Annotated in this window: 34 protein-coding genes; 13 read left to right on the top strand and 21 right to left on the bottom strand. The window is 68.5% G+C overall.

Features of this window, described 5'->3' with window-relative positions; all coding sequences use genetic code 11:
* Nucleotides 1–754 precede the first annotated feature (754 nt).
* Nucleotides 755–895, bottom strand: coding sequence for a hypothetical protein (locus tag ACSMTC_RS26565; protein ID WP_436562226.1), 141 nt, complete (start codon nt 893–895; stop codon nt 755–757).
* Between the two features lie 596 nt (nt 896–1491).
* On the opposite strand from ACSMTC_RS26565, the gene ACSMTC_RS26560 reads away from it, so the two are divergent.
* Entirely contained in the window at nt 1492–2229 is a 738-nt protein-coding gene (locus ACSMTC_RS26560; protein WP_436562225.1) for a TIGR02391 family protein, read from the top strand.
* 387 nt (nt 2230–2616) lie between these two features.
* On the opposite strand, the gene ACSMTC_RS26555 is transcribed toward ACSMTC_RS26560, so the two are convergent.
* From ACSMTC_RS26555 to ACSMTC_RS26545, 3 genes are all read right to left on the bottom strand, one after another.
* On the bottom strand, nt 2617–3441 hold the full coding sequence (locus ACSMTC_RS26555; protein ID WP_436562224.1) for a protein phosphatase 2C domain-containing protein: 825 nt from the start codon (nt 3439–3441) through the stop codon (nt 2617–2619).
* 4 nt (nt 3442–3445) lie between these two features.
* On the bottom strand, nt 3446–4288 hold the full coding sequence (locus ACSMTC_RS26550) for a sigma factor-like helix-turn-helix DNA-binding protein (protein ID WP_436562223.1): 843 nt from the start codon (nt 4286–4288) through the stop codon (nt 3446–3448).
* A 275-nt stretch (nt 4289–4563) separates the two neighbouring features.
* Nucleotides 4564–4866 carry an ATP-binding protein gene (locus ACSMTC_RS26545; RefSeq protein ID WP_436562222.1) on the bottom strand — a complete coding sequence of 101 codons (303 nt, stop codon included), beginning with the start codon at nt 4864–4866 and terminating at the stop codon, nt 4564–4566.
* Nucleotides 4867–4920: 54 nt separating this feature from the next.
* Here ACSMTC_RS26545 and ACSMTC_RS26540 point away from each other — a divergent pair, with 54 nt between their 5' ends.
* Entirely contained in the window at nt 4921–5799 is an 879-nt protein-coding gene (locus tag ACSMTC_RS26540) for a GntR family transcriptional regulator (RefSeq protein WP_436562221.1), read from the top strand.
* On the opposite strand, the gene ACSMTC_RS26535 is transcribed toward ACSMTC_RS26540, so the two are convergent.
* Nucleotides 5790–6032: a hypothetical protein gene (locus ACSMTC_RS26535; RefSeq protein WP_436562220.1), complete on the bottom strand. Its 243-nt coding sequence runs from the start codon at nt 6030–6032 to the stop codon at nt 5790–5792. The genes ACSMTC_RS26540 and ACSMTC_RS26535 overlap by 10 nt on opposite strands.
* A gap of 95 nt (nt 6033–6127) precedes the next feature.
* A complete protein-coding gene (locus ACSMTC_RS26530; RefSeq protein WP_436562219.1) occupies nt 6128–6667 on the bottom strand; it encodes a hypothetical protein in 540 nt (179 codons plus the stop codon).
* 204 nt (nt 6668–6871) lie between these two features.
* Between ACSMTC_RS26530 and ACSMTC_RS26525 the strand changes: the two genes are divergently transcribed.
* The 7 genes from ACSMTC_RS26525 to ACSMTC_RS26495 all read left to right on the top strand — a co-directional run bounded on the left by ACSMTC_RS26525 (nt 6872) and on the right by ACSMTC_RS26495 (nt 12356).
* Nucleotides 6872–7270, top strand: coding sequence for a plasmid replication, integration and excision activator (locus tag ACSMTC_RS26525; RefSeq protein ID WP_436562218.1), 399 nt, complete (start codon nt 6872–6874; stop codon nt 7268–7270).
* Between the two features lie 105 nt (nt 7271–7375).
* Nucleotides 7376–8953, top strand: a complete 1578-nt coding sequence (locus ACSMTC_RS26520; protein WP_436562217.1) for an FtsK/SpoIIIE domain-containing protein — start codon at nt 7376–7378, stop codon at nt 8951–8953.
* Entirely contained in the window at nt 8950–9144 is a 195-nt protein-coding gene (locus tag ACSMTC_RS26515) for a hypothetical protein (RefSeq protein ID WP_436562216.1), read from the top strand. The genes ACSMTC_RS26520 and ACSMTC_RS26515 overlap by 4 nt, the downstream gene beginning before the upstream one ends.
* Nucleotides 9145–9158: 14 nt before the next feature.
* Entirely contained in the window at nt 9159–9365 is a 207-nt protein-coding gene (locus tag ACSMTC_RS26510; RefSeq protein ID WP_436562215.1) for a hypothetical protein, read from the top strand.
* Nucleotides 9362–10975, top strand: coding sequence for a replication initiator (locus tag ACSMTC_RS26505; protein ID WP_436562214.1), 1614 nt, complete (start codon nt 9362–9364; stop codon nt 10973–10975). The genes ACSMTC_RS26510 and ACSMTC_RS26505 overlap by 4 nt, the downstream gene beginning before the upstream one ends.
* Nucleotides 10972–11190 carry an excisionase family DNA-binding protein gene (locus ACSMTC_RS26500; protein ID WP_436562213.1) on the top strand — a complete coding sequence of 73 codons (219 nt, stop codon included), beginning with the start codon at nt 10972–10974 and terminating at the stop codon, nt 11188–11190. The genes ACSMTC_RS26505 and ACSMTC_RS26500 overlap by 4 nt, the downstream gene beginning before the upstream one ends.
* Complete coding sequence (locus ACSMTC_RS26495; protein WP_436562212.1) at nt 11190–12356, top strand: tyrosine-type recombinase/integrase; 1167 nt, start codon at nt 11190–11192, stop codon at nt 12354–12356. The genes ACSMTC_RS26500 and ACSMTC_RS26495 overlap by 1 nt, the downstream gene beginning before the upstream one ends.
* Before the next feature lie 544 nt (nt 12357–12900).
* Here the strand turns inward: ACSMTC_RS26495 and ACSMTC_RS26490 are convergent.
* Nucleotides 12901–13116, bottom strand: coding sequence for a hypothetical protein (locus ACSMTC_RS26490; RefSeq protein ID WP_436562211.1), 216 nt, complete (start codon nt 13114–13116; stop codon nt 12901–12903).
* Nucleotides 13117–13290: 174 nt separating this feature from the next.
* Between ACSMTC_RS26490 and ACSMTC_RS26485 the strand changes: the two genes are divergently transcribed.
* Nucleotides 13291–14238, top strand: a complete 948-nt coding sequence (locus ACSMTC_RS26485) for a LuxR C-terminal-related transcriptional regulator (protein ID WP_436562210.1) — start codon at nt 13291–13293, stop codon at nt 14236–14238.
* A gap of 246 nt (nt 14239–14484) precedes the next feature.
* Here ACSMTC_RS26485 and ACSMTC_RS26480 read toward each other — a convergent pair whose 3' ends face one another.
* The 6 genes from ACSMTC_RS26480 to ACSMTC_RS26455 form a co-directional block, all read right to left on the bottom strand.
* Nucleotides 14485–14982, bottom strand: a complete 498-nt coding sequence (locus ACSMTC_RS26480) for an NUDIX domain-containing protein (protein WP_436562209.1) — start codon at nt 14980–14982, stop codon at nt 14485–14487.
* A 196-nt stretch (nt 14983–15178) separates the two neighbouring features.
* Nucleotides 15179–15340 carry a hypothetical protein gene (locus ACSMTC_RS26475; RefSeq protein ID WP_436562208.1) on the bottom strand — a complete coding sequence of 54 codons (162 nt, stop codon included), beginning with the start codon at nt 15338–15340 and terminating at the stop codon, nt 15179–15181.
* On the bottom strand, nt 15337–15600 hold the full coding sequence (locus tag ACSMTC_RS26470) for a DUF7848 domain-containing protein (protein ID WP_436562207.1): 264 nt from the start codon (nt 15598–15600) through the stop codon (nt 15337–15339). Before ACSMTC_RS26470 ends, ACSMTC_RS26475 begins: the two co-directional genes overlap by 4 nt.
* 9 nt (nt 15601–15609) lie before the next feature.
* On the bottom strand, nt 15610–15828 hold the full coding sequence (locus tag ACSMTC_RS26465) for a hypothetical protein (RefSeq protein ID WP_436562206.1): 219 nt from the start codon (nt 15826–15828) through the stop codon (nt 15610–15612).
* Entirely contained in the window at nt 15825–16058 is a 234-nt protein-coding gene (locus ACSMTC_RS26460) for a hypothetical protein (protein ID WP_436562205.1), read from the bottom strand. The genes ACSMTC_RS26465 and ACSMTC_RS26460 overlap by 4 nt, the downstream gene beginning before the upstream one ends.
* A 364-nt stretch (nt 16059–16422) precedes the next feature.
* On the bottom strand, nt 16423–17001 hold the full coding sequence (locus ACSMTC_RS26455; protein ID WP_436562204.1) for a hypothetical protein: 579 nt from the start codon (nt 16999–17001) through the stop codon (nt 16423–16425).
* A gap of 265 nt (nt 17002–17266) precedes the next feature.
* Between ACSMTC_RS26455 and ACSMTC_RS26450 the strand changes: the two genes are divergently transcribed.
* Together ACSMTC_RS26450 and ACSMTC_RS26445 are read left to right on the top strand one after the other, a co-directional pair.
* Nucleotides 17267–18526, top strand: a complete 1260-nt coding sequence (locus tag ACSMTC_RS26450; RefSeq protein ID WP_436562203.1) for an NsdA family TPR-like regulatory protein — start codon at nt 17267–17269, stop codon at nt 18524–18526.
* A complete protein-coding gene (locus ACSMTC_RS26445; protein WP_436562202.1) occupies nt 18484–19080 on the top strand; it encodes an N-acetyltransferase in 597 nt (198 codons plus the stop codon). Before ACSMTC_RS26450 ends, ACSMTC_RS26445 begins: the two co-directional genes overlap by 43 nt.
* Before the next feature lie 62 nt (nt 19081–19142).
* On the opposite strand, the gene ACSMTC_RS26440 is transcribed toward ACSMTC_RS26445, so the two are convergent.
* The 3 genes from ACSMTC_RS26440 to ACSMTC_RS26430 are packed head-to-tail and all read right to left on the bottom strand — an operon-like array spanning nt 19143 to nt 20591.
* Entirely contained in the window at nt 19143–19394 is a 252-nt protein-coding gene (locus ACSMTC_RS26440) for a hypothetical protein (RefSeq protein ID WP_436562201.1), read from the bottom strand.
* Nucleotides 19387–19713: a hypothetical protein gene (locus ACSMTC_RS26435; protein ID WP_436562200.1), complete on the bottom strand. Its 327-nt coding sequence runs from the start codon at nt 19711–19713 to the stop codon at nt 19387–19389. Before ACSMTC_RS26435 ends, ACSMTC_RS26440 begins: the two co-directional genes overlap by 8 nt.
* A 50-nt stretch (nt 19714–19763) precedes the next feature.
* Nucleotides 19764–20591 (bottom strand): peptidoglycan recognition protein family protein, encoded by an 828-nt coding sequence (locus ACSMTC_RS26430; RefSeq protein WP_436562199.1) that lies wholly within the window; start codon nt 20589–20591, stop codon nt 19764–19766.
* 404 nt (nt 20592–20995) lie between these two features.
* On the opposite strand from ACSMTC_RS26430, the gene ACSMTC_RS26425 reads away from it, so the two are divergent.
* The gene (locus ACSMTC_RS26425) at nt 20996–21328 is read left to right on the top strand and encodes a hypothetical protein (protein WP_436562198.1); all 333 of its coding nucleotides are present in this window, start codon (nt 20996–20998) and stop codon (nt 21326–21328) included.
* Nucleotides 21329–21455: 127 nt separating this feature from the next.
* Here the strand turns inward: ACSMTC_RS26425 and ACSMTC_RS26420 are convergent, their stop codons facing one another.
* The 5 genes from ACSMTC_RS26420 to ACSMTC_RS26400 form a co-directional block, all read right to left on the bottom strand.
* Nucleotides 21456–21839, bottom strand: coding sequence for a hypothetical protein (locus ACSMTC_RS26420; RefSeq protein ID WP_436562197.1), 384 nt, complete (start codon nt 21837–21839; stop codon nt 21456–21458).
* An 11-nt stretch (nt 21840–21850) separates the two neighbouring features.
* Nucleotides 21851–22378 carry a hypothetical protein gene (locus ACSMTC_RS26415; protein WP_436562196.1) on the bottom strand — a complete coding sequence of 176 codons (528 nt, stop codon included), beginning with the start codon at nt 22376–22378 and terminating at the stop codon, nt 21851–21853.
* Entirely contained in the window at nt 22378–23478 is a 1101-nt protein-coding gene (locus tag ACSMTC_RS26410; RefSeq protein ID WP_436562195.1) for a hypothetical protein, read from the bottom strand. The genes ACSMTC_RS26415 and ACSMTC_RS26410 overlap by 1 nt, the downstream gene beginning before the upstream one ends.
* A complete protein-coding gene (locus tag ACSMTC_RS26405; protein WP_436562194.1) occupies nt 23475–24371 on the bottom strand; it encodes a hypothetical protein in 897 nt (298 codons plus the stop codon). Before ACSMTC_RS26405 ends, ACSMTC_RS26410 begins: the two co-directional genes overlap by 4 nt.
* Nucleotides 24372–24538: 167 nt before the next feature.
* Complete coding sequence (locus tag ACSMTC_RS26400) at nt 24539–25981, bottom strand: phage tail family protein (RefSeq protein WP_436562193.1); 1443 nt, start codon at nt 25979–25981, stop codon at nt 24539–24541.

Here is a 25981-nt window from a genome sequence, read left to right as displayed (position 1 = left end):
CCGATTCATCCGCCGTTCAGCGGTCACAATTGGCCCGTCGCTGAGAACGCGCCTGATCATCCGACGAGGGTTCGGCTTCCGCAGTGCCGAGGCCGTCATCGCGCTCGTCATGCTCTGCCTCGGCGGCAACCGCCCCGAACTGCCCCGCCGCCAAGTCGCCTGATCACACCCACAGGTCCAGCAGAAGAGCCCGTTTTCCCTGGTGGGCGCAGACGGTTTCGAACCGCCGACATCTGCTTTGTAAGGATTGGGGTGGGGCACCCGGCGCGAGCTGCCCATCTTCCGCCTCGGGCCCAGGGCGGTCGCTCGTCTCCTGCTACCTCCGACTGACCGTCACGTACCGCACGATCTGGCACGACTGTGGCACGCGGCGGTTAGCCCGCGAAGAGGTCCGGGTACGGGCAGACCTCCAGCGGATCGGTCGGCCGGTCCGACCACTTCCACCAAACGTGCCCCTGGTCGCAGCCCCACACGCCTCGACACACGCACCGCCCGTCCTCGTCACGGCGACTCAACGCCACCGCTCCGAGCGTCAAGAACCTATCGCGCTCCGGACAGCATGGGCGGTTCTCGCGAATGCCATGGCCTGCACCGCGCAGGTGCCAGCGGTGGCTGGCCCCATGGCCTCTTCATCCCGAAGCAACTCGGAGCATTGGAGGATGGTGGGTCAGCGTCCCGGTGGCCTGCGCAAACGGTCCGTCAGTGTCCGTGGGCGTACGGTGCTGTGCGGGGGTGTTGTAGCGCAGTTAGTCACTCAGCTGCCCGCAGCCTGCGTGTCCACCGTTGCCGCCGGCTGGCGCCCGCCGAGCATGATCGCCACGATGCCGGCGACCGCCGAGAGGGCCGCCGGGAGGATGTCGGTCGGTGCTCGCAGCACGACCACGATGACGATCACGGCCGCTGGCCAGATCTGGGGAGTGCGGGTTGACAGGGGGCCCTGAGCGCACGAAAGGCTCATAGCAATACCTCCACAAGAGGGGTGCTCACGGCCCGCCAATGTCGCATCTGATTCCCGCCTTCGCGCTTTGGCGGGCTCCGCCATTTGGTCCTCGGACCGTAGCAGTGACCAAGCTCCGTCAGGTGAGATGAGAGCAGGCCCCAGACACCTCTCGGCTCGTATCAAGCGTCAGCCTTCGTCACAGCAGGCAACGCTGGCGCTCTGAGTGTCGGTTTCTCGGTCGTCAAGACGTTTTCTCGGAAGTCGACTTGCCCAGGCAGGCAAGTCGATATTACTTTCCGTAGTTGGCGGGATTGGCTTGATCTTGCAGGGGGAGGGCTGACGGCAGGGGCCCCAAGCGACCCGGACTTGTGCTGGCCGCCGGCAGACCACGAGCGGCGGGGTGGCTCTCCTCAATCGAGCGGCTTCACCGTGCCCGGGTTCTCCCTGGCTACCAAGACTCGGGAGCTGAGCTGCACCACCCTCGAGCCGGACGTGACAACTTACTCAAAACCCCTCAGATCCGATTCACTTCCAAGCTAAGATAGTCCGCCATGGAGCAGATTCGCGACCCTCAGTGGGCAGTTGACCGCCTGCGAAACTTCCATCAGGCCATTCTGGATTACAAATCTTCATTCGATTCGGAATCCTCAAAAATTAGCATTGCCCACGCTTATTCCGTGGTCGCGAGTCAAGAGCCAACGGCAAAGCTCATTATGCGTCGAGTTAATCCAGAGTTCTGGGATTTCAATATTAAGCATTATGATCTTGGATTCGCCCCTACGTTGCTGCCGACTGCAATTGAACTTACTATTAATTCGATCGGGATAATCCAAGATGCAGATGAGGTGGCGCGACATCTCGGACCATCGGGTCCGAAGCTCCCGGCATCCAGCCTGCATCCGTGGGTATGGGACTCGGCCAAGAGCCTATGGGAGACAAAGCACTATCGGGAAGCGGTGCAAACAGCGGCAACTAGCATCAATTACCATCTGCAGCGGCGGTCGGGCCGTATGGATGTTTCGGATCTCGACCTTCTAAATCAGCTTCTCTCGGAGAAGGCTCCGGAGCCAGGAAAGCCAAGGCTTCGCTGGTTGGCGGATCCGATGACGGATGAGTTTAAGAGCATGATGGGTGGCTTGCGTGGAATGTCCCAGGGGATCTTTCAGTGCATTCGAAACCGCGCAACTCATGATGTTACGCCCCTTGCGGAGGCGGAGGCTCTTGAGCGTCTAACTGCAATGAGTCTTTTGTGCAATCTCCTGGATAAGTGTCAACTTGTTAAGGCCTAATCCCACTGATGCGGGCGGCCTCGGCACTTGGGGGCGGCGGAGCGGTTTTGGCCGGTGTCCTGTCTGGTCTGGGGCCGGGCATGATCGGGGGGCCGTAAGCTGCTGCGACTCGGTCAGGGCTTTTGGGCCTGACCGCAGTTTGGCCGAGTGGCCCCCCGGTCTTGCTCGGCGCGGGTCCCCGGTCCGGAGAGGTGGGTAAAGCCGCGGAGCCGCCCACCCCAGCCACCCTGCTGCCCCTGTCCGGGCGGTCGCGCCGGGACCGGGCGCCAGCCCGCACGCCCGGCGTCGGCCGCCACGGGCGGGGCAGCGGCGCGCGCAGGGCGCGCGCCCTTGACCTGGTAGAGCGGAATTCGGCAGTGACTCGGAATGGTGTCCGGGGTTCGCGGCTTACAGCGTGACGGTGGCTACTGCGGTGTCGTCGTGGGTCTTGCCTCGGGGCCACCGCCGGCCTTCGACGTCGCTGAGCTCGGCGGCTCGGACTTCCCGGATCAGGGCGATGGGCCCGTGATCGCGAATGAGCTTCAACGCCTGGGGCCAGTTGGCGAGATGGAAGCGGTCGACCAGGCGTGAAGCGCCGTCGCTGAGCATGGTGAAGCCGGTGAGGTCACTGCGGGGCACGCTGCCGGTGAGAGACGCGTACGCCGCCGCGGGGTCGGCTGCTGCGACCCAGAAGCCGTCCGGCTGGTTGCGGTGGGCCCGCATGGCCTCGACGTACGCGCGCAGGGCCTCGGCGTGCTCCGGCGTACCGGCGAGTGTGGCGTCCATGGGTCCGCGCAGGGTGGCGCCGATCTGGGCCTCGCGGTCGTCGGTGATGGCGGTCGGTCCGGTCTCGTCGGTGTGTTCAAGGACGAGGGTGGAGTCGGCCAGTACGAGGTATTCGAGGACCTCGTCGGTGACCCGGACCGCGATGACGGTGGCCGACGGTGTGCCGGGGTGATGCAAGTCGCAGGTGTCCGCGTGGAGTTCGGCAGTCTCGGCGATGGCGTCGGCCAGGCAGTCGGTGAGTGCCCGGTCGGGCTGGTTGGTGACGCTGGCCAGCAGGTTGACGCCGAGGCGGGAGACGTACCAGGCGACGCCGTGTTCGCAGCCCGATTCGGATCCGGCAGGCGTGCCGGCGCCGTCGAGCAGTACGACGGCGCTCGGGCTGGCGGCAATGAAGTCCTCGTTGGGGCGGTCGGCTCGGGCGGGCTCTGTAGCGATCTCGATGCGCACCCGGTCAGTCTGCCCCGTGGCGGTAGAAGGGCGACAGTAGCCGGACCCTGACGGGCTCGTTGTCGGCCGGGTTGTAGTCGACGTTGACCAGGACCGAGAAGCGGTCGGTACCGGCCTGCCGGTACAGGTCGGCCAGGTCGTTGACGATCAGGTGGACGACTCCGAGGGTGCCCTGCGGGTGAATACCGGTCAGCACCATGATCAGGCCCTTGCCGTCGGGCCGGGGCAGGCGTCCGAAGTAGGCGACGTCGGAGTTGGCCTTCGGAGCCGAGTCGATGCCGGAGCGGTAGGCGACGCCGGTCTCGCGGTCGCGCAGGGTCCACGGTCCGTCCTCGGCGCGCTCGAACACGATCGAGGGATCCTGGGCCAGCACGCCGGCGACGTGGCTGGAGAGCCTCGGGCCGCAGATCACGATCATGTCGTCGCGGTTGAGGTCGATCTCGCCGCCGATCGGCACGTGCTCGAAGCTGGGGTCCAGCTTGTAGGAGCGGGCGAGATCGCCCAGGCGCTGGGCGGCGGCAAAGTCCTCGGCAGCGAGTACCGGCCGGGCGTTGCCCGCTTCCTGCTTGAGTGGTGTGGCGATGATCAGCCGGGCGTTGCCCAGGAAGGCGCCTTCGGGTGCGGGGGCGGACTGCTTGAGCTGGTGGATCCGCCCCCGGGTGAGGCCGGCCTCGGCCGCGATCTGGGCGTAGGACATGCCCTGTTCGTGCAGCTCGGAGATCACCCGCTGGCGAAGCCTCGACAGCTCGGTGACCTCCTGCTGGGCCTCGGCCAGCCGCACGGTCGCCGCTCGCAGCAGCGCGAACGGGTCCTTGATGGCGGCGATCCGCTGTGTCTCTCCCGCCATGTCTCCTCCTGTGTCGGCTCCTGCCAGTGCAGAGTCTAGGGGGATAGACATGATCAGCAAACGAAGGTGTCGGCCGGTCTGCTGCGGGTTGTCGGTCATCGCGGATCTCCTGACGGCTATTCGGCAACCGTCTTGTATAGGGGGCTATACACCCCGTGGGGTGGGCTTTTCAGGACGAGATCGAGGAAGGTCCTCTGCCGGGGATGCTAGCTCGACCCAGAGTGACTGACTGCGATCGAGCTGGAGCTTGTGCCCCCACCCGTCCGCCAGCGCCCTCACGATATCGAGCCCGCGCCCGTAGTCGCCCTCCTCTCCCGGCTCCGACAGGGTCGGTCCTCGTCCGGCATGCCGCCGTCGAACACCTCGATCCAGAGCCGGTCACCTCGCTGGGCGATCTCGACCCAGAAGAAGCCGTCCTCACCTGCCAGGCTGTGCAGGACGGCGTTGGTCGCGAGTTCCGAGACGATCAGTTCGGCATCCGAGACCTTGGGGTGCTCGCGGCCGAGCGCGTCGCGGACCATCCTCCTGGCCGCTCCGGGCGACTCGGGCACTCCCGGGAAGCGGGCAATCCGATACATGGCGAAGATCCTTTCGGCGTCATAGCGCTTCAGGTCAACTACATTGCGTAAAGCTTGTATTCGAGCTTGAAAGCTCGGGTGCAAGCTTGTCAAGCTGATCTGAGAAACCGTGAGATTGGGGTGCTCGTGGGGGAGTTGGGACGACCGGCCTACCTGCGCCTGGCAGACGTGCTCCGCGCCGAGATCCTTTCCGGGGCGCGGGAGCCGGGTTCGAAGATGCCGAGCATCGCTGACCTGTGCCGTGAGCACGGCCTTTCCGAGCAGCCGGTGCGGCAGGCCCTGCGGGTGCTGACCACCGAGGGCCTGATCGAGGGCCGTCCGGGATCGGGCACCTATGTGCGAGTCCGGCCGAACAGGACGCGAATGGCGCGTGGCCGCTACCAGGCACCCGGAAGCCCGTTCGCCGCCGAGAGCGCCTCTCGCGGTGTCGAGCCCTCCTGGTCCAGCTCGTCGCAGAAGACCTACGCGACAGCCTCGTTGGCCACTCGACTCGGGATCGCCGCGGGTGATCCGATCATGCAGACGCAGTACGTCTTCCGCGCGGACGGCGAACCGGTCCAGCTCTCGACCAGCTGGGAGGCTCTGGCCATAACCGAACGCACCGACATCACGTTGCCCGAACTCGGCCCGCTCGCGGGTCACGGAGTCGTCGTGCGGATGGCCGGAATCGGCATCACGGTCACCAGGGTGACCGAGGACGTGACGGCCCGGCCGGTACTCGAAGCGGAGGCCGGCCAGCTCGGCATCCCGCTGGGGTCAACCGTGCTGGCCATCGAACGCACCCACTGGGCGGGCGAACTCGCGGTCGAGACAGCCGACATCGTGCTTTCCGCCGACCACTTCCGACTCTCGTACGAGATCGAGATTCCCGTCATCGACCACGGCAGCGCAGGCGATCAGGACCGACACGACACGCCAGAAGCTCAGGAGTAGAACCCGTCCCAGTACTGCTCGGGGCTCATCGAGAAGTCGTCCGGGCGTTCGCGCCTGAGCTTCTCGTAGCGCCACCCGAGCAGGTCGATTCCGTCGCGGATGCCGACTCCGAACTCGGCGCGGATCCTCAGCATCGCCTGGATCTTGCGCCCCTCCAGGATGAACGGGTCGACCTCGATCCAGCGATCGTCCTGCTCGGCGTCCAGCGGAGAGACCGCGGCTACCTGGCTCACCAGCTGCCCCTTTCCTGCCGAAGCTTGACGGATCTCATCGAAGTTTGAGTCTTGTGGAGCACCGAGCCCCGTTCGGTTGGTGCCTACCGACGGCACTACCGCCAACCGGCCGCACGGAGCACGGCTTCGGCGATGGCAGGGATGGAGTCATCTGTGGCATCGATGCTGAAGTCTTCGACTTGGGCATGGTCCAGAATCTGGTCCAGTTTTCCCGACCTGCCCAGGTGCCAGCGGAGCCCGTCGGGATCGTTGTCGTGGCGCCGAGCGAGGCGGTGCCGCACTACGGGCAGGCTGACCTTCAGCCGGCACACCGACAGGTCGACTCCGACCGCGTCCTGGTATCGCTCGCAGTCGGCCTGGCTCTCGGCCACCCCTGCCAGGACAAGCCGCTCCACCCCGGCATCCAAGTAGTTGCTCGCGACGCTCCGCAGGTTCCGAAGCAGCACGCCGTTATTGAAGGGATCACCTTCAGGTGAAGGCCAGGACTGGCACAGCCGATCCAGGTCCAGCACCGCGTTAGGGATCCCCGCGTCGGCTAGCAGCGCACCAGCGGCGTCAGCCACCGAGGTCTTGCCGACCCCCACGGTGCCAGTGATCAGCAGGGCGCGAGATGTTGCCCGGGAGGCGGTGATCATGCCTGGATCGTACAAACTGCCCGCACAGCAGGGCGATCAAATTAAAGGGTGAATCGCCCGCCTGACGACACGTCAAGATCTTTGTCTATCCCCCTAGACATCTCCGAAGCGGATGCCCTACCTTGAGTGTCCACCCCCCTAGACGGCCATCTCGGAAGCGGTCGGCTTTCGACTGTCTAGGGGGGTGGACAAGGAGAGATCTTCATGGCCATCCGTGGTGCGATCCCCGTCCGCTTCGAGGATGCGTTCCCCGCCGGCGCCTTCGCCGTCTCGGTCGAGCCGGTCGCCGACTTCGACGCGAGCAAGAGCAGCGGCGCCAAGGTGCAGGCCCGCGACAGGGCGACCGGGCACCCGCTCTGGGTCGTCTCCGTGGTCGACCCGGACCCGGAGGCGCGGGACACCTCGGCCAGGGTCAAGGTCGCCGCGCCCGTGGTGCCGGTGCTGCCGGACGCCGCGCCGGGTCTGCCCTTCCGGCCGGTCGAGTTCGAGGGCCTGACCGTGACCGCGTACGTCAACAACGGCGGCCGGGTCGCCTACTCGTTGCGCGCCGAGGGCCTGCGCGCCCCCGCCCCGAACCGCCCGGCCGCGAAGTCGGCGGCCTGACCGGCACGCTTTCCCGGCGTGCGGAGCACGGTCATCGATCGTCCGCACTTCGCACGCCGGGTCTGCCACAGCCAACTTCACGAACGAGAGGGGTGAACAACCGTCATGTTCAAGCTGAGCAGCCGCGGCATCAAGACCACGGTCCTCATGCTGGCAGTCGCCTGGCTCGTGCACTCTTGGGCTGCCGCCTACCTCGGACCCGTCGGCGGCATCACAGTCATCGCCTTGTATGTCGCCGGTCCAGTCGGCTGGCTGATCTACCGCACGTGGTCGCTGCGTTCACGCATCCGCCGCAGCTGGCCCGACCTGAGCTATGCCCTGGGGCTCTGGCAGCAGGCGCCGTTGCCGCGCTTCGACGCGCCGTACGAGTACGTCTGGCCGCGCATCGCCCGGATCAGCAGGCACCCCGACGGGCTCGATGTCTGGATCGGCTTGCTGCCCGGACAGGTCCCCGATCACCTGGCTCAACATGCCCAGGGGATCGCGCACACCTGGCGTGTGGAACGGGTCGAAGTGGGAAGTCCTCGGCGGGGCGTCGTCGTCCTGCGGGCCTGGACCACGGATCCGCTCGCCGACCCGTTCACCACCACCGGCAAGCCTCCTCGGCCCGCGCCCCCGTCACTCGGCGAACGACTCCGTAAGTGGCTCGACAAGCTCGCCCAGCGATTCACCCAAGGTCGGTTTCGCCTACGGAAGCTGGCGATTGAAGCTCACCGGACTGCGGCCTCGGCCTGGTCAGCTTCAGCGCTGGGCCTTCCGGGCATTGGTCGCGGTGCTGCGACTCTCGCGCCGAGCCTGGGCACTACTCGCCGAACTCCGGGAGGAGGCGGCACTGCGGCCGAACCGGTGGGCCCGGCAGAGCAGTGGGCGTCGGTAGAGATCGGCACCCGCGAGGACGGCTCTCCCTGGCGGCTGCGGCTGCACGGCACGCACGTCCTGGTCGCCGGGGTCACGGGCTCCGGGAAGGGCTCGGTGCTGTGGGGAGTGGTCCGAAAGCTCCTGCCCGCCGTGGCCGCCGGCCTGGTGCAGCTCTGGGCACTGGACCCCAAGCGCATGGAACTGTCCTTCGGGGCAGGGCTGTTCGCCAAGTACGCCTGCGATCCCGAGCGCATGGTCGAGCTGCTTGAGGAAGCAGTCGACCGGATGCAGGAGCGGGCCAAGTCCTTCGCCGGTCGCGTCCGCTCGCACACCCCGACTCCCGACTCACCGTTCGTCGTCGTGCTCGCCGACGAACTCGCCTTCCTCACCGCCTACCAACCTGACCGGGACCTCCGCCGCCGGGCCGAGTCCGCCATCGCCACCCTCACCAGCCAAGGGCGCTCGGTCGGCTTCTGCCTCGTCGGCGCCCTCCAGGACCCGCGCAAGGAGGTCATCAACCTGCGCAACCTCTTCCCCGACCGGGTCGCCCTGCGCATGGACGAAGCCGCCCAGGTCGACATGGTCCTCGGCTCAGGCGCCCGCGAGCGGGGAGCGTACGCGGACCTGATCTCGCCCGACCCGCAGACCGGCGCGGGCGTCGGCTACGTCCGCAACGAAGGCAACCCCCAGCCGATCCGGGTCCGCGCCGCCTACGTGCCCGACTCCGAGATCGAAGCGCTCGTCGCCCAGTACTGCCCCGACCAGTCCGTCTACACGGTGTCTAGCCCCCTCGACAGCCATCCGGAAGGTGGTGCCCGGCCGTGATCCTCACCGGCTCCCTCGTCGTGTTCCTCGGCCTCCTGATCGCCGTGCTCCTGCGCCACAAGGCGCTCAAAGTCACCCACCTGCTCCTGTGCGGCACCTTCGGCTTCCTCCTCGCCGACTCCGTCGCCGCCACACCGATCCGCCACCTGCTCGCCTGGCTCGCCCATTCCTTCGCCGCCGTCCACCCCTGACCGGAGGTCCTGCCATGACCGACAACCGCCTGCCCAGCGCCGCCAACTACCCCGTGCCCCAGCCGGAATCGGGCAAGGACCCGCGCTTCACCCGCGGCCTGCTCTTCGACATCGCCCGCCGCATCGAGGACGCCGGATACCCGCCCATCACCACCGGCCGCGACCTGATCCGGCTCATGGAAGCCCTGTACACCTTCTGCTACACGGAAGACCGCCGATGACCGCAACCACCCGCGTCGAACGGGCCAGGATGCCACTGGCCCAAGGCGTGCTCCGCTCGGTCGCCGAACAACACGGCGTCTGCGTCCGCCCGGTGGCCGTCCGCCGCACCGACGTCCTCACGGGTCAGACCGAGATCGTCGACATCCCGTGCGGCGCAACCCGCGCCAGCCTCTGCCCCACCTGCGCCGAACGCAAGCGCCGCCTGCGGGCCGCACAGTGCCGCGAAGGCTGGCACCTCACCGAGGAGCCCGTCCTCGACCCCGACCCGGCCACCGACGAACAGCACTTCCTCACCGAACTCCGGGCCGACCTGACCAAGGCTCACGCCACCGCCGACGGCCCGGAGGCCGAGGAACTGGCCTCCCTCCTTACCGAGGTCGACGAACAGCTCGCCGACAGCGGCGTACGCGGCTCCCTCACCCCCGCTGCCACCGCCCGCCGGGTCCGCTCCACCAGGCGCCGCCAGGACACCCCGGACCTCCCCCGCCGGCCGATCGAGGCCCGCACCCTCGGCAAGGCCTACACGACTCCCGACGGCAAGACCTTCCGCCCCTCCCTCTTCCTGACCCTCACCCTGCCCTCCTACGGCCGCGTCCGCACCGACGGCACCCCCGCCGACCCGGCCACCTACGACTACCGCCAAGCCGCCCGGGACGCCCTCCACTTCCCCAAGCTCATCGACCGGTTCATCCAGAACCTCCGCCGCTTCGTCGGCTACGACGTCCAGTACTTCGCCGTCGTGGAACCACAGCGCCGCCTCGCCCCACACCTGCACCTCGCCCTGCGCGGGACCGTCTCCCGCACCGAACTGCGCCAGGTCGTCGCGGCCACCTACCACCAGGTCTGGTGGCCGCCCACCGACCACCTCCACTTCACGCCCGAGACCGCTCCCCGCTGGTCCCCCGAGCACACCGCCTACCTCGACCCGGCCACCGGCGAAGCGCTCACCACCTGGGACGAAGCCCTCGACCACCTCGACCAGGATCCCGACGCCGAACCCCTCCACGTCTCCCGCTTCGGCACCCAACTCGACGCCCAAGGCGTCCTCGTCGGCTCCCCGCAGGCCGGCCGCTGCATCCGCTACCTGACCAAGTACCTCACCAAGTCCGTGGCCGAATGCCACACCGCAGGCAGCGCCACCGAACAGGACCACATCGACCGCCTCGCCGCCGCCCTCCGCTGGGAACCCTGCTCCCCCACCTGCGCCAACTGGCTCCTCTACGGCATCCAGCCCAAGAACGCCCACCCCGGCCTCAACCCCGGCAACTGCCGCGCCCGCGCCCACAAACGCGAACACCTCGGCTATGGCGGCCGCCGCGTCCTCGTCTCCCGCAAATGGTCCGGCAAGACCCTCACCGACCACCGCGCCGAACGCCGCGCCTGGGTCCTGGACGTCCTCGGCGACACCGCCACCCGCCCCGACCCCACCCGCTACCTCTGGGCCCTCGTCCGCCCCGGCGACCCCGACGCCACACCCCTCGCCACCCGACTCCTCCGAGCCGTCGCCGAACGCGTCCGCTGGCGCCAAGCCCTCGACCAGGCCCTCACCCTCGCCGACGGCCCCAGCCACCCGATCACCGCGAACTCCTCGGAAAGGAAGGCAACTTGAAACCCGTCGACCCCCTCCTGACCATCACGCAGGTGGCCGAACTGCTGGGCACCACCGAGCGCTTCCCCCGTCGGCTGATCGCCGAACGCCGCATCACCTTCGTCAAGGTCGGCCGCCACGTCCGCATCCCGACCTCCGCCCTCACCGAGTTCATCACCGCACGCACCGTCCAACCGATTTCCATTCGCCGTAACTCCCTAAGGAGGGCCGCCTGATGGCCAACAGCAAGGGTCGCCGCCGCCGTTTTGGATCCGTCCGGCGGCTGCCGTCCGGTCGCTGGCAGGCCCGCTACCCGGACCCGCAGACCGGCCAGCTCCGGCCCACCAAGGAGACGTATGAGACCAAGACGGACGCGGAGTTGGCGCTGTCTCAGATCGAGGCCGACATCTCGCGGAACCAGTGGATCGATCCCGACGCCGGCAAGGTCAAGCTCTGTGACTTCGCCGACCAGTGGCTCAGGGATCGGAAGTTGGAGGAGACCTCCCGAGAGCGCTACGCGATCGTGCTGCGTCTCCAGATCAAGCCGAAGCTCGGCAACCTCTCACTCGCCGAGATCACTCCGGCTCGCGTCCGGTCCTGGCGGTCCGCTCTCCTTGAGGACGGCGTCGGCGAACCGTCCGTGGTGAAGGCGTACCAGGTGCTGCGGGCCATCATGAACACCGCCGTGGACGACGAACTGATCCAGAAGAACCCCTGCCGGATCAAGGGTGCCGACACCTACAACGTCCCCGAACGTCCGATCTTGACCGTGGCCGAAGTCCACGCCGTTGCCAAGGCGATCAAACCGCGGTGGCGGGCACTCGTCCTGCTCACCGCCTTCACCGCGCTGCGGTTCGGTGAACTGGCGGCGCTCCGCCGTCGGGACATCGACGTGGAGGCCTGTCAGCTCTGGGTTCGCAAGAATCAGGCGGAACTGCACAACGGCAAGCTCCTCGACAAGGCACCCAAGAGCAGCGCGGGATTCCGGCCGGTGGCTTTTCCCGCCGATATCGTGCCCGCGTTGATGGAACACCTGGAGCTGTACGCCGGGGAGGGGCCGGAAGGCCATTTCTTCATCGGTCCCCGAGGCGGTCGACTCCGTCGGAGCAATTTCCGTGACGACTGGATTGCCGCTCGTACGAAGGCCGGGGTGTCGAAGGAAGCCCACTTCCACGATCTCCGGCACACCGGGAACGACCTCGCCGCCAGGACCGGCGCCAGCACCCGCGAGCTGATGACGCGCATGGGCCACAGCTCCACCAGGGCTGCACTGATCTACCAGCACATGAGCAGCGACCGCGACCGGGCCATCGCCGACCGCATGGGTGAGATCGCCCGCGAGCAGCTCGGCCGACAGGATCCGCCGGACGCTTCTGGCACGGATGTGGCACGGCCGGACTGACAAGATCTGCGGCGCCGGGTACGACGAAGGGCCAGTTCACGAGGATCATGCCTCTGAGCTGGCCCTTTGTACTGACGATCCAAGATCGTCCGCTGTGGGCGCAGACGGTTTCGAACCGCCGACATCTGCTTTGTAAGAACGGCCTCGGCTGCCAGCTTCGCGCAGGGCAGAGCCATGCTGACGGCTCATCCCCTGATGGGGCGCCATGTGGCGGCTGCTCTCGGTCAGGTTCGGTTGGGTTCACCGGCACTCACCGACCAAGATCATCTCCCAAAATTCTCCCATTGGATCATGGAAGATCCGCAGGTCAGGGAGGCCCGCGCCAGGCGGATGACGCGGGCCCCTCCCAGTGCCGGGCTCCGGAGAGGGGGCACCAGTACGGTACCCGGCACCACCACCCTGCCCCGCCCTTCGGCGGGTACAGGGTGGCCTGAGGGGTCAGTAGGCTGTCGAGCGGAGCGCGCCGACGTCACATACCGGCCCCACAATCCCGCTCCGCAGCGCCCGGATAGGACGGGCACTGCGGAGCGGGAGTCGTTGACGGTCAGTTCCAGGCAGAGTCCATGGGGCTGACCGGCGGATCGGCCGGGTCCGGAGCCGCCACGTTCCACGCCGAATCGGCGAGCACTGCAGTCGGCGGAACGAGGTTCCATGCAGAATCGGCCTGCCGAGTCACCGTGGACATCGAGCCGAGGGACACCGCCACGGCCGCGACCGCCAGGCCCACCGATACCGCGAGGGCGTAGATCCGTCGTGCCATGTTTCCTCCTGGGGTGGGGCCGTTGACTACGGCCCATTGCTGTACTGCGGTTCATCATTTGCTATCGACATGGCGCGATCAAGAGCTCTAGGCTGCGAAAGTTCGCATTGCGGTTTTTCCCCGGGAGCCAAATTGCCGTCAACGCCCATCCAGAGAGCGTCTGTTGAGCCACTGGTGCTGAGCGCTGAGGCGCAGGAGCTGTACGGGGCACTGGCCCGCCAGGAACCAGCGCCGGACAGCGCCAGGCCGGCGCTCGCCGAGCTGCTCGACTTCGGCCTGGTCCTCCCCCATCCGCACAACCCCGCCGATCGCTTCGTCACGAGAGATCCGTTAGAGGTGCTCGCGGAGAAGCGCGACCGGATCTATCGCCAGATAGGGGCGGCGATGGCGGAGGTGACGGCCCTGCCCGAGCATCTGCGGCCCCTGGCCGCGGTCTACCAGGGCGCTGCGGCGAACCTGGTGAGGGGCGCGGTGGAGTACGTCAGCGGGATCGAGACCATCAACGCCAGACTCTCGGAGATCATCGCGGGGGCCGCCGAGGAACTGCTGACCGCTCAACCGGGTGGTCCGCGCCCGGCCGACATGCTCGCGCTCTCGCTCCCCCGCGACCGCGCGGCGCTTCAGCGCGGTGTAACGATGCGCACGCTGTACCGGACGTCCGTCCGGTCCGACGGGCCCACAGCTCAGTGGGCAGCGCAGATCACCAGCGAGGGCGGGGAGATCCGGACGCTGGACGAGGAGTTCATGCGGGCGATCATCGTGGACCGACGCATCGCGGTGGTCACCGACCTGACAGAGCACACGCCGGGCACAGAACCGGTCCGGGCGCTGATCCTGCATGACCCTGGAGTCGTCCACTACGCCGCGGCGATGTTCGAGCGGGACTGGGCCCGCGCTTCAGCGTGGCGCGGCCACGAGACCCCGGCCGAGGCGGAGCTGACTGAGTTGCAGACGTCGGTGCTGCGTCTGCTGGTGTCGGGGCGGGGCCAGGCCAGCATCGCAACCACCCTGGAGGTAAGCAGCAGGACGGTGCACGCTCAGATCGCCGAGATCAAGCGGGTCAGCGGCGCCAACTCGCTTGCTCAACTCGGGTACTGGTGGGCGAAGCGGGAGTCCGAGTAGCCGATCGGCCGTGCGCTGTGGGGAGCGCACGGCCGGGTCAGGTGGTGGTCAGCGCATCCACCGGGTGCACCTGGATGCGCTCGACGCTCCGCATCCACACGGGCAGGGACTGGCCTCCTGCGGATTCGGTGGCAGCGGCGGCACCTCCGGGATCTGCCCGGGCCCTGTCTCGTCTGCCATGTGCTTCTGCTCCGTTCCTAGTTGGGGTGGGTGCCCGCGCCTGGCCGGCGTGGGAGTTCATGGGGCCTACGCGACGGGCACACCGAGCTGCAAGAGCGGCAGGCGCTGGCCAGCGTCGGCGGCGGCCACGGCGGCCCGGATCCGTCGTTCCTGGTAGGGAAGAGTGACCTCGTCGAGCTGGTCGAGCGGGACCCAGCGGAGGTCAGCCAACTCGCCTGCGGCGCCGGCGGGTACAGCGACCGCGGCCGCCTCCTCGTCCGTCACGGTCCCGCCGTCGCACACGACGTTCAGGCCCTCGTCCGAGTTCGCCTCGGCGTTGCGGGGCACCTGGTCCAGGGCGAAGAAGTGGGTGATCTCGCGCGTCAGGCCGGTCTCCTCCGCCAGTTCCCGCGCGGCGGCCACCGAGATGGCCTCACCCTCGTGCGCGGCACCGCCAGGCAGCGTCCAGCCGCTCTTGTAAGTCGGCTTGACCAGCAGCACGTCACCGGCTCCGTTGCGCACCAGGTTCACGGCGCCGAGCCGGCGCGGGGGGTGGCCGTCGTCGGGGATGTCGGCGTGAGCCATGCAGTTCTCCTTGCTTGATGGAGGGAGGCCCCGGCCAGCCCCTCAAGGGATGTGCGGCCGGCCGGGGCTGGGGTCCCGCTGTGCCGGTATGCCTACGGAACTGCAGCGGGAGTATGGGGGTCCCGCCCTGGCCACTCAGGTACCAGGGCGGGAAGGTGCGCGCGCCCGATCGGCTGGAAGATGCGCGCGCACCGGTCTAGGGGTGCCAGGCGGAGACGAGCAGGACGGCGGCCAGGCCAACGATGCAGCTGCTCGACAGCACGTAGGCCACCATCGAGGCGACCGGTTCAGGGAGCCCACGACGCCGGCGCTCGGCAACCTCGCGGTACTCGGCCTGCGGGTCGTCGGCCATCGTCACGACGGCTCTTCCTTCGGCACCATCAGCCAGGGCGTGACCGCGACGTGAGCGTACGACCGGTGCTCCTGCTGGGACTTGATGTGCTCGAACGGCCACTTCTGCGCCTCAGCGAAGTCCTCGCAGACCGGGCCTTCGCCCCCGCACGGCTTGCCTTCCTCGTCTTCCCCGAGGCACCGGTACATGTGCTGGATCGGAGGCGCGTCCGGCTCGCGGTCCGGCGTCAGGGTCCAGTCGAGGAATCGGAAGAGTCGGCGGGGCACAGTTCTCTCTCAGGGGCAGTGGAAGATGTTCAGCTGGTAGGCGCCCCCGTTGGGGCAGTTAGGGGCTCCGCACTCGCAGAACGGGAAGCCGCTCGGGACGCCGCGTTTGGCCAGCAGGCGGCCCGCTTCCGCCGGGTCGTAGTCGTCCAGCGGCCGCCAGCCCTTCGGCGGTACCACCTGCCGGCGGCCCTCGGCCTTGTACTCCTCGTACGTCTTCGCGACTCTCATCGGCCGTGCACCACACAGGAGATGCAGCGGCCCCGGTCGCGCACCACCAGGTCGCTGACGCGCTCGGGAGGCGCCACGGAGTCGAAGTGCAGCGGCACGTCGGTGGCTCCGCAGGTGCGGCACGCCTGGACGTCCGGCGGCGCTTCGACGGGCGACTCGTCCGCGCTGTCGTCTGCGGCGGCCACGGAGGCCGGGTGGCTGTCGGACGGCTGTCCGGTAGTCCCAAGCACGGAGTTCTCCAGGAAGGCGGTGTGGAACGGGCGCGGAGGCGCTGAGCGGTATGGTGCGGAGATGGCAGATGAGCCGTTCATTGCCGAGGACAGCGATCACAGGGCTTGCTGGGTGTGCCCCTCGCTGCGGCTGCCGCGCGAGGGCTTCGCGGTGGCCGACCGCCCCTCACGGGCTTGGCCGTTCAACCCAGTTGACGGCTTTCGGTACGCGGCGGACGGGACTCCGGTGTGCGTGCACCCCGAGCGTGTCGGGCTCCCGGTGGAGCTCGTGGCCCCACCGGTTCCGGACCCGGAGCCCCGTCCTGAACCTTCGGCTACGCGGCGCCGGTGGTGGAGATTCCGGCGGTAGGCCGCTGTCGAACTACTAGGCGGCGGCGAAGGTGATGCTGTGCTCGCGCCCGGAGCGGCCCATGCCGATGCTCGTGTACTTGATGGCGAGGATGCCCAGTCGGCGGTCGACCTCGGTGCGGGTCAGCCAGTACCGGGTCGGGGGTTCGCCCCACGCGGCCGTGTATGCGGCGTGGGTGTAGTCCCCGGTGGTGTAGTCCGTGTGCTCCTGGTCGGTCTGGTGGATGATCTGGACACCGACCCGAGCAGCGATCCGGGCGAGCAGCTGCGGCTGAGCGATCATCGCGTGCGTCATCTCGTCAACCGGCACCGCCAGCGAAACCTCGGCGGCCTTCTCGTCCCCTCCGGTGAGCTCGTAGACCGCTGCCTTCAGCGCCAGGGCCCGCAGGCCCTCGCGCAGGAGCGGGCCCTTGTCCGCGTCCAGGTTCCACCGCTCGATGGTGGGGAACCCGGTGAAGCACTGCCAGTCCTCGCTGTACTGCAGGGTCGCGGCCTCGAACGCCGGGAACTCGGGGTCGGCCTCGATGGCGGCGAGGATCTCGACGGCCCGGCCGGCGACGACCTCGGAAGCCGGGAGGGTGGTGGTGTTGCTCATCTTCGGGTCACTCCTTCGATGAGAGCTGGTACAGCGGGATGCCGCGCTCATGCGGGCAGCGGCACCCCGCTGAGAACGAGACCCGCCCGGGGCGACCCCACTGATATGAGGCCTCGGCCGGTGCGGCACTACCCAGTGAACGACCGTGGGCCGCTAGGACGTCAGGAAAAGTTCGGGGCCCCGTAGTCATGGCCGACCGGAAAACTTGACTCTCCCATTACCCAAAACTGTGCACGATATGTGATCACAGCGCTACGTTGGGCACATGGGCGAGAACGTCGCACTTCGGCGCCACATGGATGATCTGGGTTTGACGCAGGCCGAGTTGGCACACCAGGTCAACATCGAAATCGGCAGGCTGACGGGAAAGCCGGGCACCGTATCAGAACGAACCGTCTACAACTGGCTTTCGGGAGCTAGCCGTTGGCCCCCGGCGAAGATCCAGGCGGCGCTCAAGGCGGTATTCGGGTGTACTGGTCCAGACCTCGGATTCATCCACCCCGGCAAGGCCCGAACCGCACCTGGAGCAGACGTGAAGCGTCGTCAGTTCATCGCTGTCATAGGAGGAACCGCCCTGGCCGGCACCGCATCGGCCACTGCCACGCCCAGACGCATCGGAACCGGCGACATTGACCGCCTGAACGCCCGGTTCACAGACCTGATCGCCAGCGACCACCGACACGGCGGCCGACTCAGCATCGAGACCCACGCCACCATGCTCGCGGACGAGGCGCTCGCCCTCCAGCAGCAGGGAGCGGCGAGCCAGCGCGTCCGCTCCGCCTTGTACGGATGCGCGGCATCGTTCATGTCCAGTGCGTTGTGGGCGGCGATCGACGGCCGCCGATTCGACACCGCACTGCGCCATCTCGAACGCGCCGCAAACCTCGCTGCGATGTCCGGCGATTCGGCGATCCAGTTCCGGATCTGGTCCCACGCAGGCAGCCTCTACCGGCACATGGGTCGCCCCGGTGACGCGCTCAACGCCAACGATGTCGCGCGCGGGCTGCCGATTGCGCGGCGGGACCCGCTGTTCGCTTCCCTCGGCCACGCCCGCCATGCCGCTATCCACGGACTGACCGGGGACACCAACGCCGTCCGGCGCTCCGTCGGCCGCGCCCAAGACGCGCTCGACCGCGCCGACCTGAATGCCACACGGCCCGTGTGGCTGACCGCCCACTACGATCAGGCCGAGCTCGATTCCCTTGCGCTCGCCGCGAATCTCTCCCTCGGCCAGCACGAGGACGCCGAGGCGCACGCCCACCGCAGTCTTGCCCTGCTCCGCCCGCACATGCAGCGCAGCCGTGCCATCACCAGTGCTCGACTGGCGCGTGCCCAACTCGGGCAGGGTGACCTTGAACCCGCCGTCGCAACAGCGATGGGCATCCCTGGGGACCTGGCCGTCCATCCTCGCGTTACCGGGATGCTCGACCAATTCGGCGCCACGCTCACCACCGTAGCGCCGGGCAGCGAGCACACCCGACTATGGGTCCAGTACGCCCACGAGACCCGGAGGACCACCGCGTGACCATCGCCCTTGAACTCCGCCACTACCGCGACATACAGGCCGTCCGGCAGACCCTGATCGACCTGTACGCGGACGTGCGTGCACCGCTGCTCCATCTGCCGAACTACGCGATCGGCGCGTTCGCCGAACGACTGGAGCGGCACGGCACAGAGCCCGGGTTCGAGGTGGTCATCGGTTACGACCAGGGTGAGCCGGTCGGCTACGCCTACGGCAACACCATCACCTCCGGCGACCGCTGGTGGACTCGCATGGCTGAGCCGATGCCACCGGAGGCCACGGCGACGCCGGCGCTCGCACTCAAGGAACTGGGTGTGCGGATCCCGTGGCGCGGCACCGGGGTGGCCCGACGCATCCACGACGAACTCGTTGCCGATCGCCCGGAGGAGCGCGTCACGCTGATGGTCAACCCAGCAGCCGGGGACGGCAAGGTACTCGCACTGTACGAGGCGTGGGGGTACGAGGCCGTCAACCGGGTCCAACCGTCCCCGGACGCGCCCCCGCTCATCGCGATGATCCGAGCCTGCGCTGAACCCGGTGCGCGCACCGGCCGCTGAGCTCTACTTGCGAACGACGCAGCGCCCCCCGCCCGGCCGCAGCCGGACAGGGGGCGAGCACATCAGGGGCGCACGAGGGCGACCGCGGAGAGTATCAGGGCGCCGAGGCCGGTCAGCGCGGCGACCGCCGGCAGGGGCCACCGGCCGCGCTCCAGCCGGTCAACGCGCTGATCGAGGTCGCGCACGCGCCCGTCGGACTGGTCGGCGCGCTGGAGCAGGAGGCCAAGCTGGCCGCGGTTCTCGGCGAAGCCCACTTCGGCGATCCGCCGGACCTCGGCGAGCTCGGCGCGGACGCCGACCTCGTCATCAGGCACCGGCACCGCCACCGCCCGGCGCGGTCGGTGCGGCCGGCGGAACCGGCGGCGCGACCGGGGCGGGCACCGAACGGATGGCGTCCAGGACATGCAGGCGCTGGGCCATCTCGGCCCACGGCACCACGGGTGCCCACTGCCGGTACGCGGCCTCGACCGCGCCGACCGCGGCGCCGATCAGCGCATCCCGGCCGAGGTGGTCGGCGCCGAGGGTGGCGAGCTGGGCGCCGAACGCGACGACGCCGAGGCGAAGGAAGCGGCCGAGCTGGGCGCCGGCATGGGCGGACGTGAGGTCGGCCTTGAGCTGGTCGACGAGGGACATGGTGATCTCCGATCTGTGGGTGTCAGTGGTTCAGCAGATGTCGGCGACGGTCAGCTGACAGGCCGGTCCCAGCTCGCGCGCCAGGTCGCCGGGCCGACGATTCCGTCCGCAACGAGCGGCCAGCCATGGGCAGTTGAGTCATCCTGGAAGGCGCGAGCGGTTGCTGCGCTCTGCGGGCCGTACCAGCCATCCACGGCGATGCGCCAGCCGCGGTCGGACATCCGCTGCTGCCACGTGCTCACGTTGGAGTCGTGGAGCATCGGGGTCTGCATCCTCAGGTACTCGCCGGGCCAGTCCGGGCCCGAGCCGGAGTTGGCCGGGGGCTGCGGCGCGGGGGTCGGTCGCGGAGCGGAGGAGCCGCCGGGGCGCGGGGCTCCCTGCTCCACCCAGCCGTACAGCGGATCCCCTGGGCAGTCGGTGGCGTAGCCGTCCCGGTGGCCCTCGATCTGGTCTCCGGCGCCGCCCTGCTGCTGGAACCACTCGATCGCGTCCCGGAGGCCGCCGAGCATGTCGTCGGTCGGTTCGGTCAGCCCGGAGTCGCCGACCATGGCGCACACCGCGTAGTGCGCGGCGTTGAGCGCGCTGTTGCCGTTCGCCCCGGTCTTGTGGTGGAGGCCGCGGCCCTCGAAGACGCTGCCGTGCGGGCATACGACGGCGTTGTAAGCGATGTCGATCCAGCCTTCGGACGTGTTCGCCATGTGGCTGGCCTGGATGTCCCGGACGCGGCCGGCGCATCGGCCGTGCTGGTCGGCTCCGGTGAGGTCGGCAGGTACCTCGGTGCCTTCGTAGTGGATCTTCACGCCGTCGGTGCTGGCTATGTACGTCCAGTCGGAGCTGGGCGGGACGGCGCCCCACTGGGCGCGGGTGACGAACTGCATGCTGTGCCTCCAGGGCATGTGAGGGTGTGGTGGATCCGGTGTAGGTGGCGCCGGATCAGTACGTGATGCACTGCGGTGGCGGGCACCCACAGGGCGGTGGCGGCGAGGTTGGGCCAGATCTGGCCCCAGGCGTTCGCGAGCCAGGTCATGGGGCCTCCGGGCATGGCGAAGCCCCCGGGCCGGGCGGCGCGGGGGCGAGGGAAGCGGGTGGGTTATAGACATGCGCCATCGGCGAAGCCATGCTGTCCTGGAGAAGGACGACGGCAAGCTGGGAATTGCGGACGTTACACGTGACGCATGAGTCCTAGCGGTAAATTAAGTAGCGCGATAAATACACTCCAGAGTCCGACATGATTTCGCATCAAAGCGGAACTGACTGGTGGTTCGACTAGGAGATTTGATCAGTGACTACCGACATCCATGGCGACTGGAATCTTAATGCAAACGGCTCTCCTGGAATTATCTCAATCTTTCAAGATGGCGCCACCATCCGTGAAGTTTTCGTCAAATTCGACGATAGTCCATCGGGGGCATGGGAGGGCTCATGGGATGATGTCGCCGGCCAGCTCACACTTAAGCGGTCGCTGTCGAATGGAATCACTCAAAACTATGTCGGCTATATCGGCAACAATCACCCAGATCACGTTATTATTGCGGGAAGTTTTACCCAGTCCGATGCGACCGGTCCGCGCAATCACTTTGGTTGGGTAATTTGGAACCAGACGTATATTACATAACATGGAGCGACTATCCTGCCTGCAATATCCCGCTCGCTCCTCTGGTCTCCCTTAGTACTCGTGTCTTCGCACAGGCCAATTATCCCAAAGCGCATATCAAAGCAGCGTGTTAATCATCGGCAAGCCCTCAGGTGAGCGGGACGGTCTCGGCCGTGGTGGTGGAGACGCTGAACGCGGCGTAGTGCCGCAGGACGACGGTGGCGCCGGCGGTCTGGAGGGCGCGGGCGACGTCGGCGGCCGAGCGGATGCCGCCGGTGTAGGAGTCGGTCGACCAGGGCCAGCCCGGGATGTCCGTCGAGGTCCAGGCCCAGACGATCCACTCGGCCGTGCTGGTGGTCTGCGGTCGCTGGGTGGCGATCAGCCACAGCTCGCCGTAGACCGGTGCCTTCCCGGCGACGGGCGGCGCGGGCATCCCGGCGCGGCCGGCGCGGTACTCGGCGCCGGCCATCTGGTCCAGCATGGGCCCGAGGTCGTCGGTGGTCGGGGCGCTGACGGTGCCGATGGTGTACACGAGCGGTCTCCTTACTTGGGTGGGGGTGGGGGCAGGGCAACGCCATACAGATAGCGGACGACGCCGTAGACGGAGCCGCCGCCGGTGCCGCGCTGAGCCTCCAACGTGAACTCGACCTCGCTGCCGACGGGGGCGCCGATCGGCACGGTGGCGATCAGGTCGGCGCCGACCAGTCCGACGGCCACGGGCGTGCCGTTCACACTGAGCCGCAGCTGTCCGGTGGTGCCCGGGTCCGTGCCGAGGCTGGCCCGGATCATCAGGGCCGGGTGCTGAACGATGCCGCGGCTGCGGGCAATCGTCGCCCAGGTGCCGGAGGTGGTGGATGGCCAGAGCGACATCGAGTCCGCGGCCGGGGCCGTGTACGTGGTCCATGGCCGGGCAAGGCCGCCGGCCGGGTCCGGGGCGAGGACGATCGAGCCGAGCGCGTCGAGGATCGTGCTGATCGCGGCGCGGGTGCTCACCCTGCCTTGCAGGGCGCGGAGATCACGCTCCAGGGCCTGGATACGGGTGATCAGGTCTTCGGGGACGTGTGGTGCCATCAGGCTGCCTCCAGGAAGAGTTCGACGGTCTCACCACGACCGCGCTGCACCGGGGTGACGCGCAGGCCGACGAGGCGGTACCGGGCGGACAGGCCTTCGACGTACCAGTCGTCGACGATCCGCAGCCGGACGTAGGCGCCGAGTGCGGGAAGGCCAGCCGCGTCCGGCCGCAGGTAGCTGACGGACGGGATGGTGACCGGCTGCCGGGCCCGCGCGAGATCGGCCGCAGCGTGGCCGTCGATGGTGCTCTGCAACTCAACCGTGCTGTAGTCGGACGACCCGTCCAACCGGGGCCAGCCTGCGGCGATCAGGTCCGGGCTCGTCAGCAGGGCGGACATGAGCGGCGTACTCGCGCCGGTGGCGTCCTGGCTGGACGCGCCGCGGCACTGCCACGTGGTGGCCATACCGCCCGCGTCCTCCGGCAGTGAGTACGCGGTGATCTCGCCGGGACTGGACAGGAGGACGTCGGCCGAGCCCGCCGTGAGGATCGGATACCCGAGCCGAAGGGCCCGGTGCCGCACCCCGCCGGTATCGGTGTACAGCTGGATCCGCCATTCGAAACCGCTGTCCACTGCGGCGAGTTGGTCGAGCAGATCGCCGAGGTTGGACAGGTCGTACCTCGAGTACGTGCGATCCCGCACGACTCCAGAAAGCTGCGTCCGGTCGATCTCGATCCCGAGGTTCCCACCGTCCTGGGCCTGCGCGTAGTCGACCAGCCCCCGCGCGATGTCCAGCTGATCCGTAGCGGCCCAGGTCAGCGAGTCGTAGGCTTTCCGGTGGCTGCGGAGGATGCCCTCCAGCGTCCCGGCCTGAATCGGGCACGAGAGGTAGCCGCGCTCGTTTCGGGTCGGTGTCGCAGTCCACAGGGGGCCGCCCCACGCTGTCGTCCCGGCTGAGTCCACGAGGTAGACCATGGTCCGGCCCGATTTCAGCGCGGCGCGGGCCCGCTGGGCGGTTGCCGCGTCCGGCAGCGGGACGGTGCCGGTCAGCGTGCCGGTACGGCCGATGTAGTCGTCGTAGGAGACGTCGCGGATTTCCAGCCGATCGATCAGTCGGTCCGTCACCAGGTCACAGCAGGTCAGCGTGTAGTCCAGACTCACGGCGTCTCGTAGGTGAATGCGAGACTGTAGCTGTTGATGCTGGTGCTGACTGGCGTCCACGGCACGCTGTCGGACCACGAGGTGGACGCCACGGTGGTGAACGCGCGGACCCTGGTCGAGTCCTGAACCCAGACCAGCGACGGACCGGCGCCGGCGGACGGCGACCGGTCCGCATAGGCCGTGCCGACTGCGGCACCGAGGCCGGAGTAGTAGTGCGCCGCGAACGGCAGGTTCGGCGGGGTGGTCCAACTCCACGTGCCGCTTCCCCAGTTGGTAGAGGATCCGCCGACGATCTTGATAGCGACGTCGACGCGCTTCCCGATCACGCAGTACCGACCGATCATGCTGCCGTTGCCGATCGCCGGGTTCGCGTTGGCTCCGGCCCAGACCGGCGTGTACGACTGCCAGACCCCAACCGGCGGCGCCCACGCCGTACCGGACCAGCGCTCCAGCGTGCCGATCGTCGGGTTGTCGCGGTACTGGCCGACGTACGCGCCGACCGCGTTCCCGGACGGCGTGATCCCGCCGACCGCGACGGTGTACTGCCGCTGATCGGTGAGCGCCGTGGACCAGTTGATCGGCGCGGACACGCTCGATCCGGCGGGGACGAGGACGTCCCACAGCTTCATGTAGGCCGTGCCCGTGGGCGGGACGGTCGGCGCCACTGGCGTGGCCGCGGCGGTTCCCTGGACGTAGACGACGGCCGCTGCTGTCTGGCCGCTGGTGTCGTAGAGGCTGTCGTAGGCCACGAGGAACACCGAGTCGATGCGCGGCAGTGAATTGTGCCCGTTGGCGACGGTGATCGTCTCGGGGGCCGTGATGGCGACCGGGTACGCGCCCTGGCTGGCGGTGCCCTGGATCACCGCGCGGCCAACGCCGATGGTGCCGGTCATCCCCGCGCCGGTCAGCGCGCAGGGGTTGCCGCCGGGAATCAGCCCGGAGCGGCTCGTCATTTCCGTGACGGGCGTCGGGGTGTCCAGGGGGGCGACGCGGGTGTCCTGACGGGTCTGGCCGGTAGGCAGGTGCCATGCGGATCGTACGGTCAACGGGCCCTCCAGGGTTACCAGTAGGCGGAGCGGTAGCGGATGGTGGCGGTGCTCGTGGTCGGCGCGCCGTCCAGCGAGCGGTAGGAGATGGTCGTGGTGGTGCCCGGCGACAGCCGGACGGACTGCTCGGGCACGGATCGCGGGGTAGCGGTGCTCGCCCGGGACTGGCCGCTCGCGAGGGTGACCGTGCCGTCCCAGGTGTCGACGGTCAGCGTCTCGCCGGCGGCGAGCACGAGGCCGTACTCCAGGACCCGGCCGCCGACGGTGACAGACGGCGTGGTCGCCGGGCCCGTGATGTCGATGACGATCGGTGTCGCGGCATCCCCGGCGTTGACGGCGAGAGCGTCCCCGGTGCTGCCCGGGGTGCCCCAGATCAGCCCCTCTGGACTTCCCCAGGACAGGCCGGCCCCGGGCACGATCGTGCGGGAGGTGGAGGCATGCGGAACGCCATCCCACCACCACCCCAGCGACGTGCCGTCCGCGTACGGGTGCAGGGTCGGGCCGGTCTCGGCCTGGACGCTATCGGTCAGCCACGACGTCCCGTTGGTGACGGTGGCGTACACCCCGACCCGGTCGATGCTGTCGCCCGGCTGGAGGGTGTAGCTCGCACTCACCCGGGACCAGGCCCCGGCCGCGGTGGTCCCGGCGGCGGCCGTGCTCACGGTGCCGACGGCGTTTCGCAACACGATCCGCATCGCAGTCGCCGTCGTCGTCTTGACCCATCCCGCGACCTGGACCGTGGTCCCGGCCGCGGTGACCGGCTCCATACTCCACGTCGTCCCGGCCGTCGTGTCCGCCGTGGCCGTCTGCTGCAGGCACGCGGTACCGGACTGGGCGTCCGTCGTGATCCGGGCCCTGTTCAAACTCGACCCGTACGCCTGCGTGTTGGAGAGGTCCACCTCCAACGAGGGGTTGTAGACCAGGTTCCGGATCCCGGTGTCGGCCGGCCACTGCTGCAGGCCGGACTCCGGCGCCGGCAGCCCGGTGGCCGCGGTCTGCTCGGTGATCTGGTAGCGGCGCGGGTCCGTCGCCTCGAACTGGACGCTGCACCGGCCGACGCCGAGCCGCCACGTGCCGGTGATTGGCATCTCCCGACGCAGCACCCGCGCCCACACCAGCCGTGGGACGTCGTCGACTTGGAGGATCAGCGGCTGTTCGGTGTCGCTGATCGGCATGGCGGCGGCCAGTTGGCGGGCGACCGGATCCATGCCGCCCGGCGCCGCTCGCACCACTAGGTCGGCGCTGATGATCCGGGACTGGCTCAGCAGGCGCCCCGGGTAGGCGCCGTGCTGGTGGGCCCGGTGCGTTGTGCCGGAGTCCAGCCCGGGCATGGACTCCCAGCCGGTTACCTGCGCGTCCCCGGCGAGATACCAGGGGCGCCCGGTGCCCGTCAGCAGGGTGCCGTACTGCAGGTCGCCGGGCTGGCTCCCCTGCCAGGACACGGGGGGTCGAGGCAC

The sequence above is a fragment of the Kitasatospora sp. HPM-01-4 genome (assembly GCF_051374625.1).
Classification (GTDB): Bacteria; Actinomycetota; Actinomycetes; order Streptomycetales; family Streptomycetaceae; genus Kitasatospora.
This window is presented reverse-complemented; position numbering and strand designations above follow the sequence as displayed.

What these genes read in the sequence shown, in the direction of transcription:
- ACSMTC_RS26520 (WP_436562217.1), top strand. Translation starts at nt 7,376, where the DNA reads ATGTTCAAGCTGAGCAGCCGCGGCATCAAGACCACGGTCCTCATGCTG.
- ACSMTC_RS26495 (WP_436562212.1), top strand. Translation starts at nt 11,190, where the DNA reads ATGGCCAACAGCAAGGGTCGCCGCCGCCGTTTTGGATCCGTCCGGCGG.
- ACSMTC_RS26530 (WP_436562219.1), bottom strand. Translation starts at nt 6,667, where the DNA reads ATGATCACCGCCTCCCGGGCAACATCTCGCGCCCTGCTGATCACTGGC.
- ACSMTC_RS26525 (WP_436562218.1), top strand. Translation starts at nt 6,872, where the DNA reads ATGGCCATCCGTGGTGCGATCCCCGTCCGCTTCGAGGATGCGTTCCCC.
- ACSMTC_RS26510 (WP_436562215.1), top strand. Translation starts at nt 9,159, where the DNA reads ATGACCGACAACCGCCTGCCCAGCGCCGCCAACTACCCCGTGCCCCAG.
- ACSMTC_RS26430 (WP_436562199.1), bottom strand. Translation starts at nt 20,591, where the DNA reads ATGCAGTTCGTCACCCGCGCCCAGTGGGGCGCCGTCCCGCCCAGCTCC.
- ACSMTC_RS26455 (WP_436562204.1), bottom strand. Translation starts at nt 17,001, where the DNA reads ATGAGCAACACCACCACCCTCCCGGCTTCCGAGGTCGTCGCCGGCCGG.
- ACSMTC_RS26490 (WP_436562211.1), bottom strand. Translation starts at nt 13,116, where the DNA reads ATGGCACGACGGATCTACGCCCTCGCGGTATCGGTGGGCCTGGCGGTC.
- ACSMTC_RS26550 (WP_436562223.1), bottom strand. Translation starts at nt 4,288, where the DNA reads ATGGCGGGAGAGACACAGCGGATCGCCGCCATCAAGGACCCGTTCGCG.
- ACSMTC_RS26560 (WP_436562225.1), top strand. Translation starts at nt 1,492, where the DNA reads ATGGAGCAGATTCGCGACCCTCAGTGGGCAGTTGACCGCCTGCGAAAC.
- ACSMTC_RS26545 (WP_436562222.1), bottom strand. Translation starts at nt 4,866, where the DNA reads ATGTATCGGATTGCCCGCTTCCCGGGAGTGCCCGAGTCGCCCGGAGCG.
- ACSMTC_RS26435 (WP_436562200.1), bottom strand. Translation starts at nt 19,713, where the DNA reads ATGTCCCTCGTCGACCAGCTCAAGGCCGACCTCACGTCCGCCCATGCC.
- ACSMTC_RS26450 (WP_436562203.1), top strand. Translation starts at nt 17,267, where the DNA reads ATGGGCGAGAACGTCGCACTTCGGCGCCACATGGATGATCTGGGTTTG.
- ACSMTC_RS26405 (WP_436562194.1), bottom strand. Translation starts at nt 24,371, where the DNA reads ATGACCGGCACCATCGGCGTTGGCCGCGCGGTGATCCAGGGCACCGCC.
- ACSMTC_RS26465 (WP_436562206.1), bottom strand. Translation starts at nt 15,828, where the DNA reads ATGAGAGTCGCGAAGACGTACGAGGAGTACAAGGCCGAGGGCCGCCGG.
- ACSMTC_RS26445 (WP_436562202.1), top strand. Translation starts at nt 18,484, where the DNA reads ATGGGTCCAGTACGCCCACGAGACCCGGAGGACCACCGCGTGACCATC.
- ACSMTC_RS26505 (WP_436562214.1), top strand. Translation starts at nt 9,362, where the DNA reads ATGACCGCAACCACCCGCGTCGAACGGGCCAGGATGCCACTGGCCCAA.
- ACSMTC_RS26415 (WP_436562196.1), bottom strand. Translation starts at nt 22,378, where the DNA reads ATGGCACCACACGTCCCCGAAGACCTGATCACCCGTATCCAGGCCCTG.
- ACSMTC_RS26480 (WP_436562209.1), bottom strand. Translation starts at nt 14,982, where the DNA reads ATGGCTCACGCCGACATCCCCGACGACGGCCACCCCCCGCGCCGGCTC.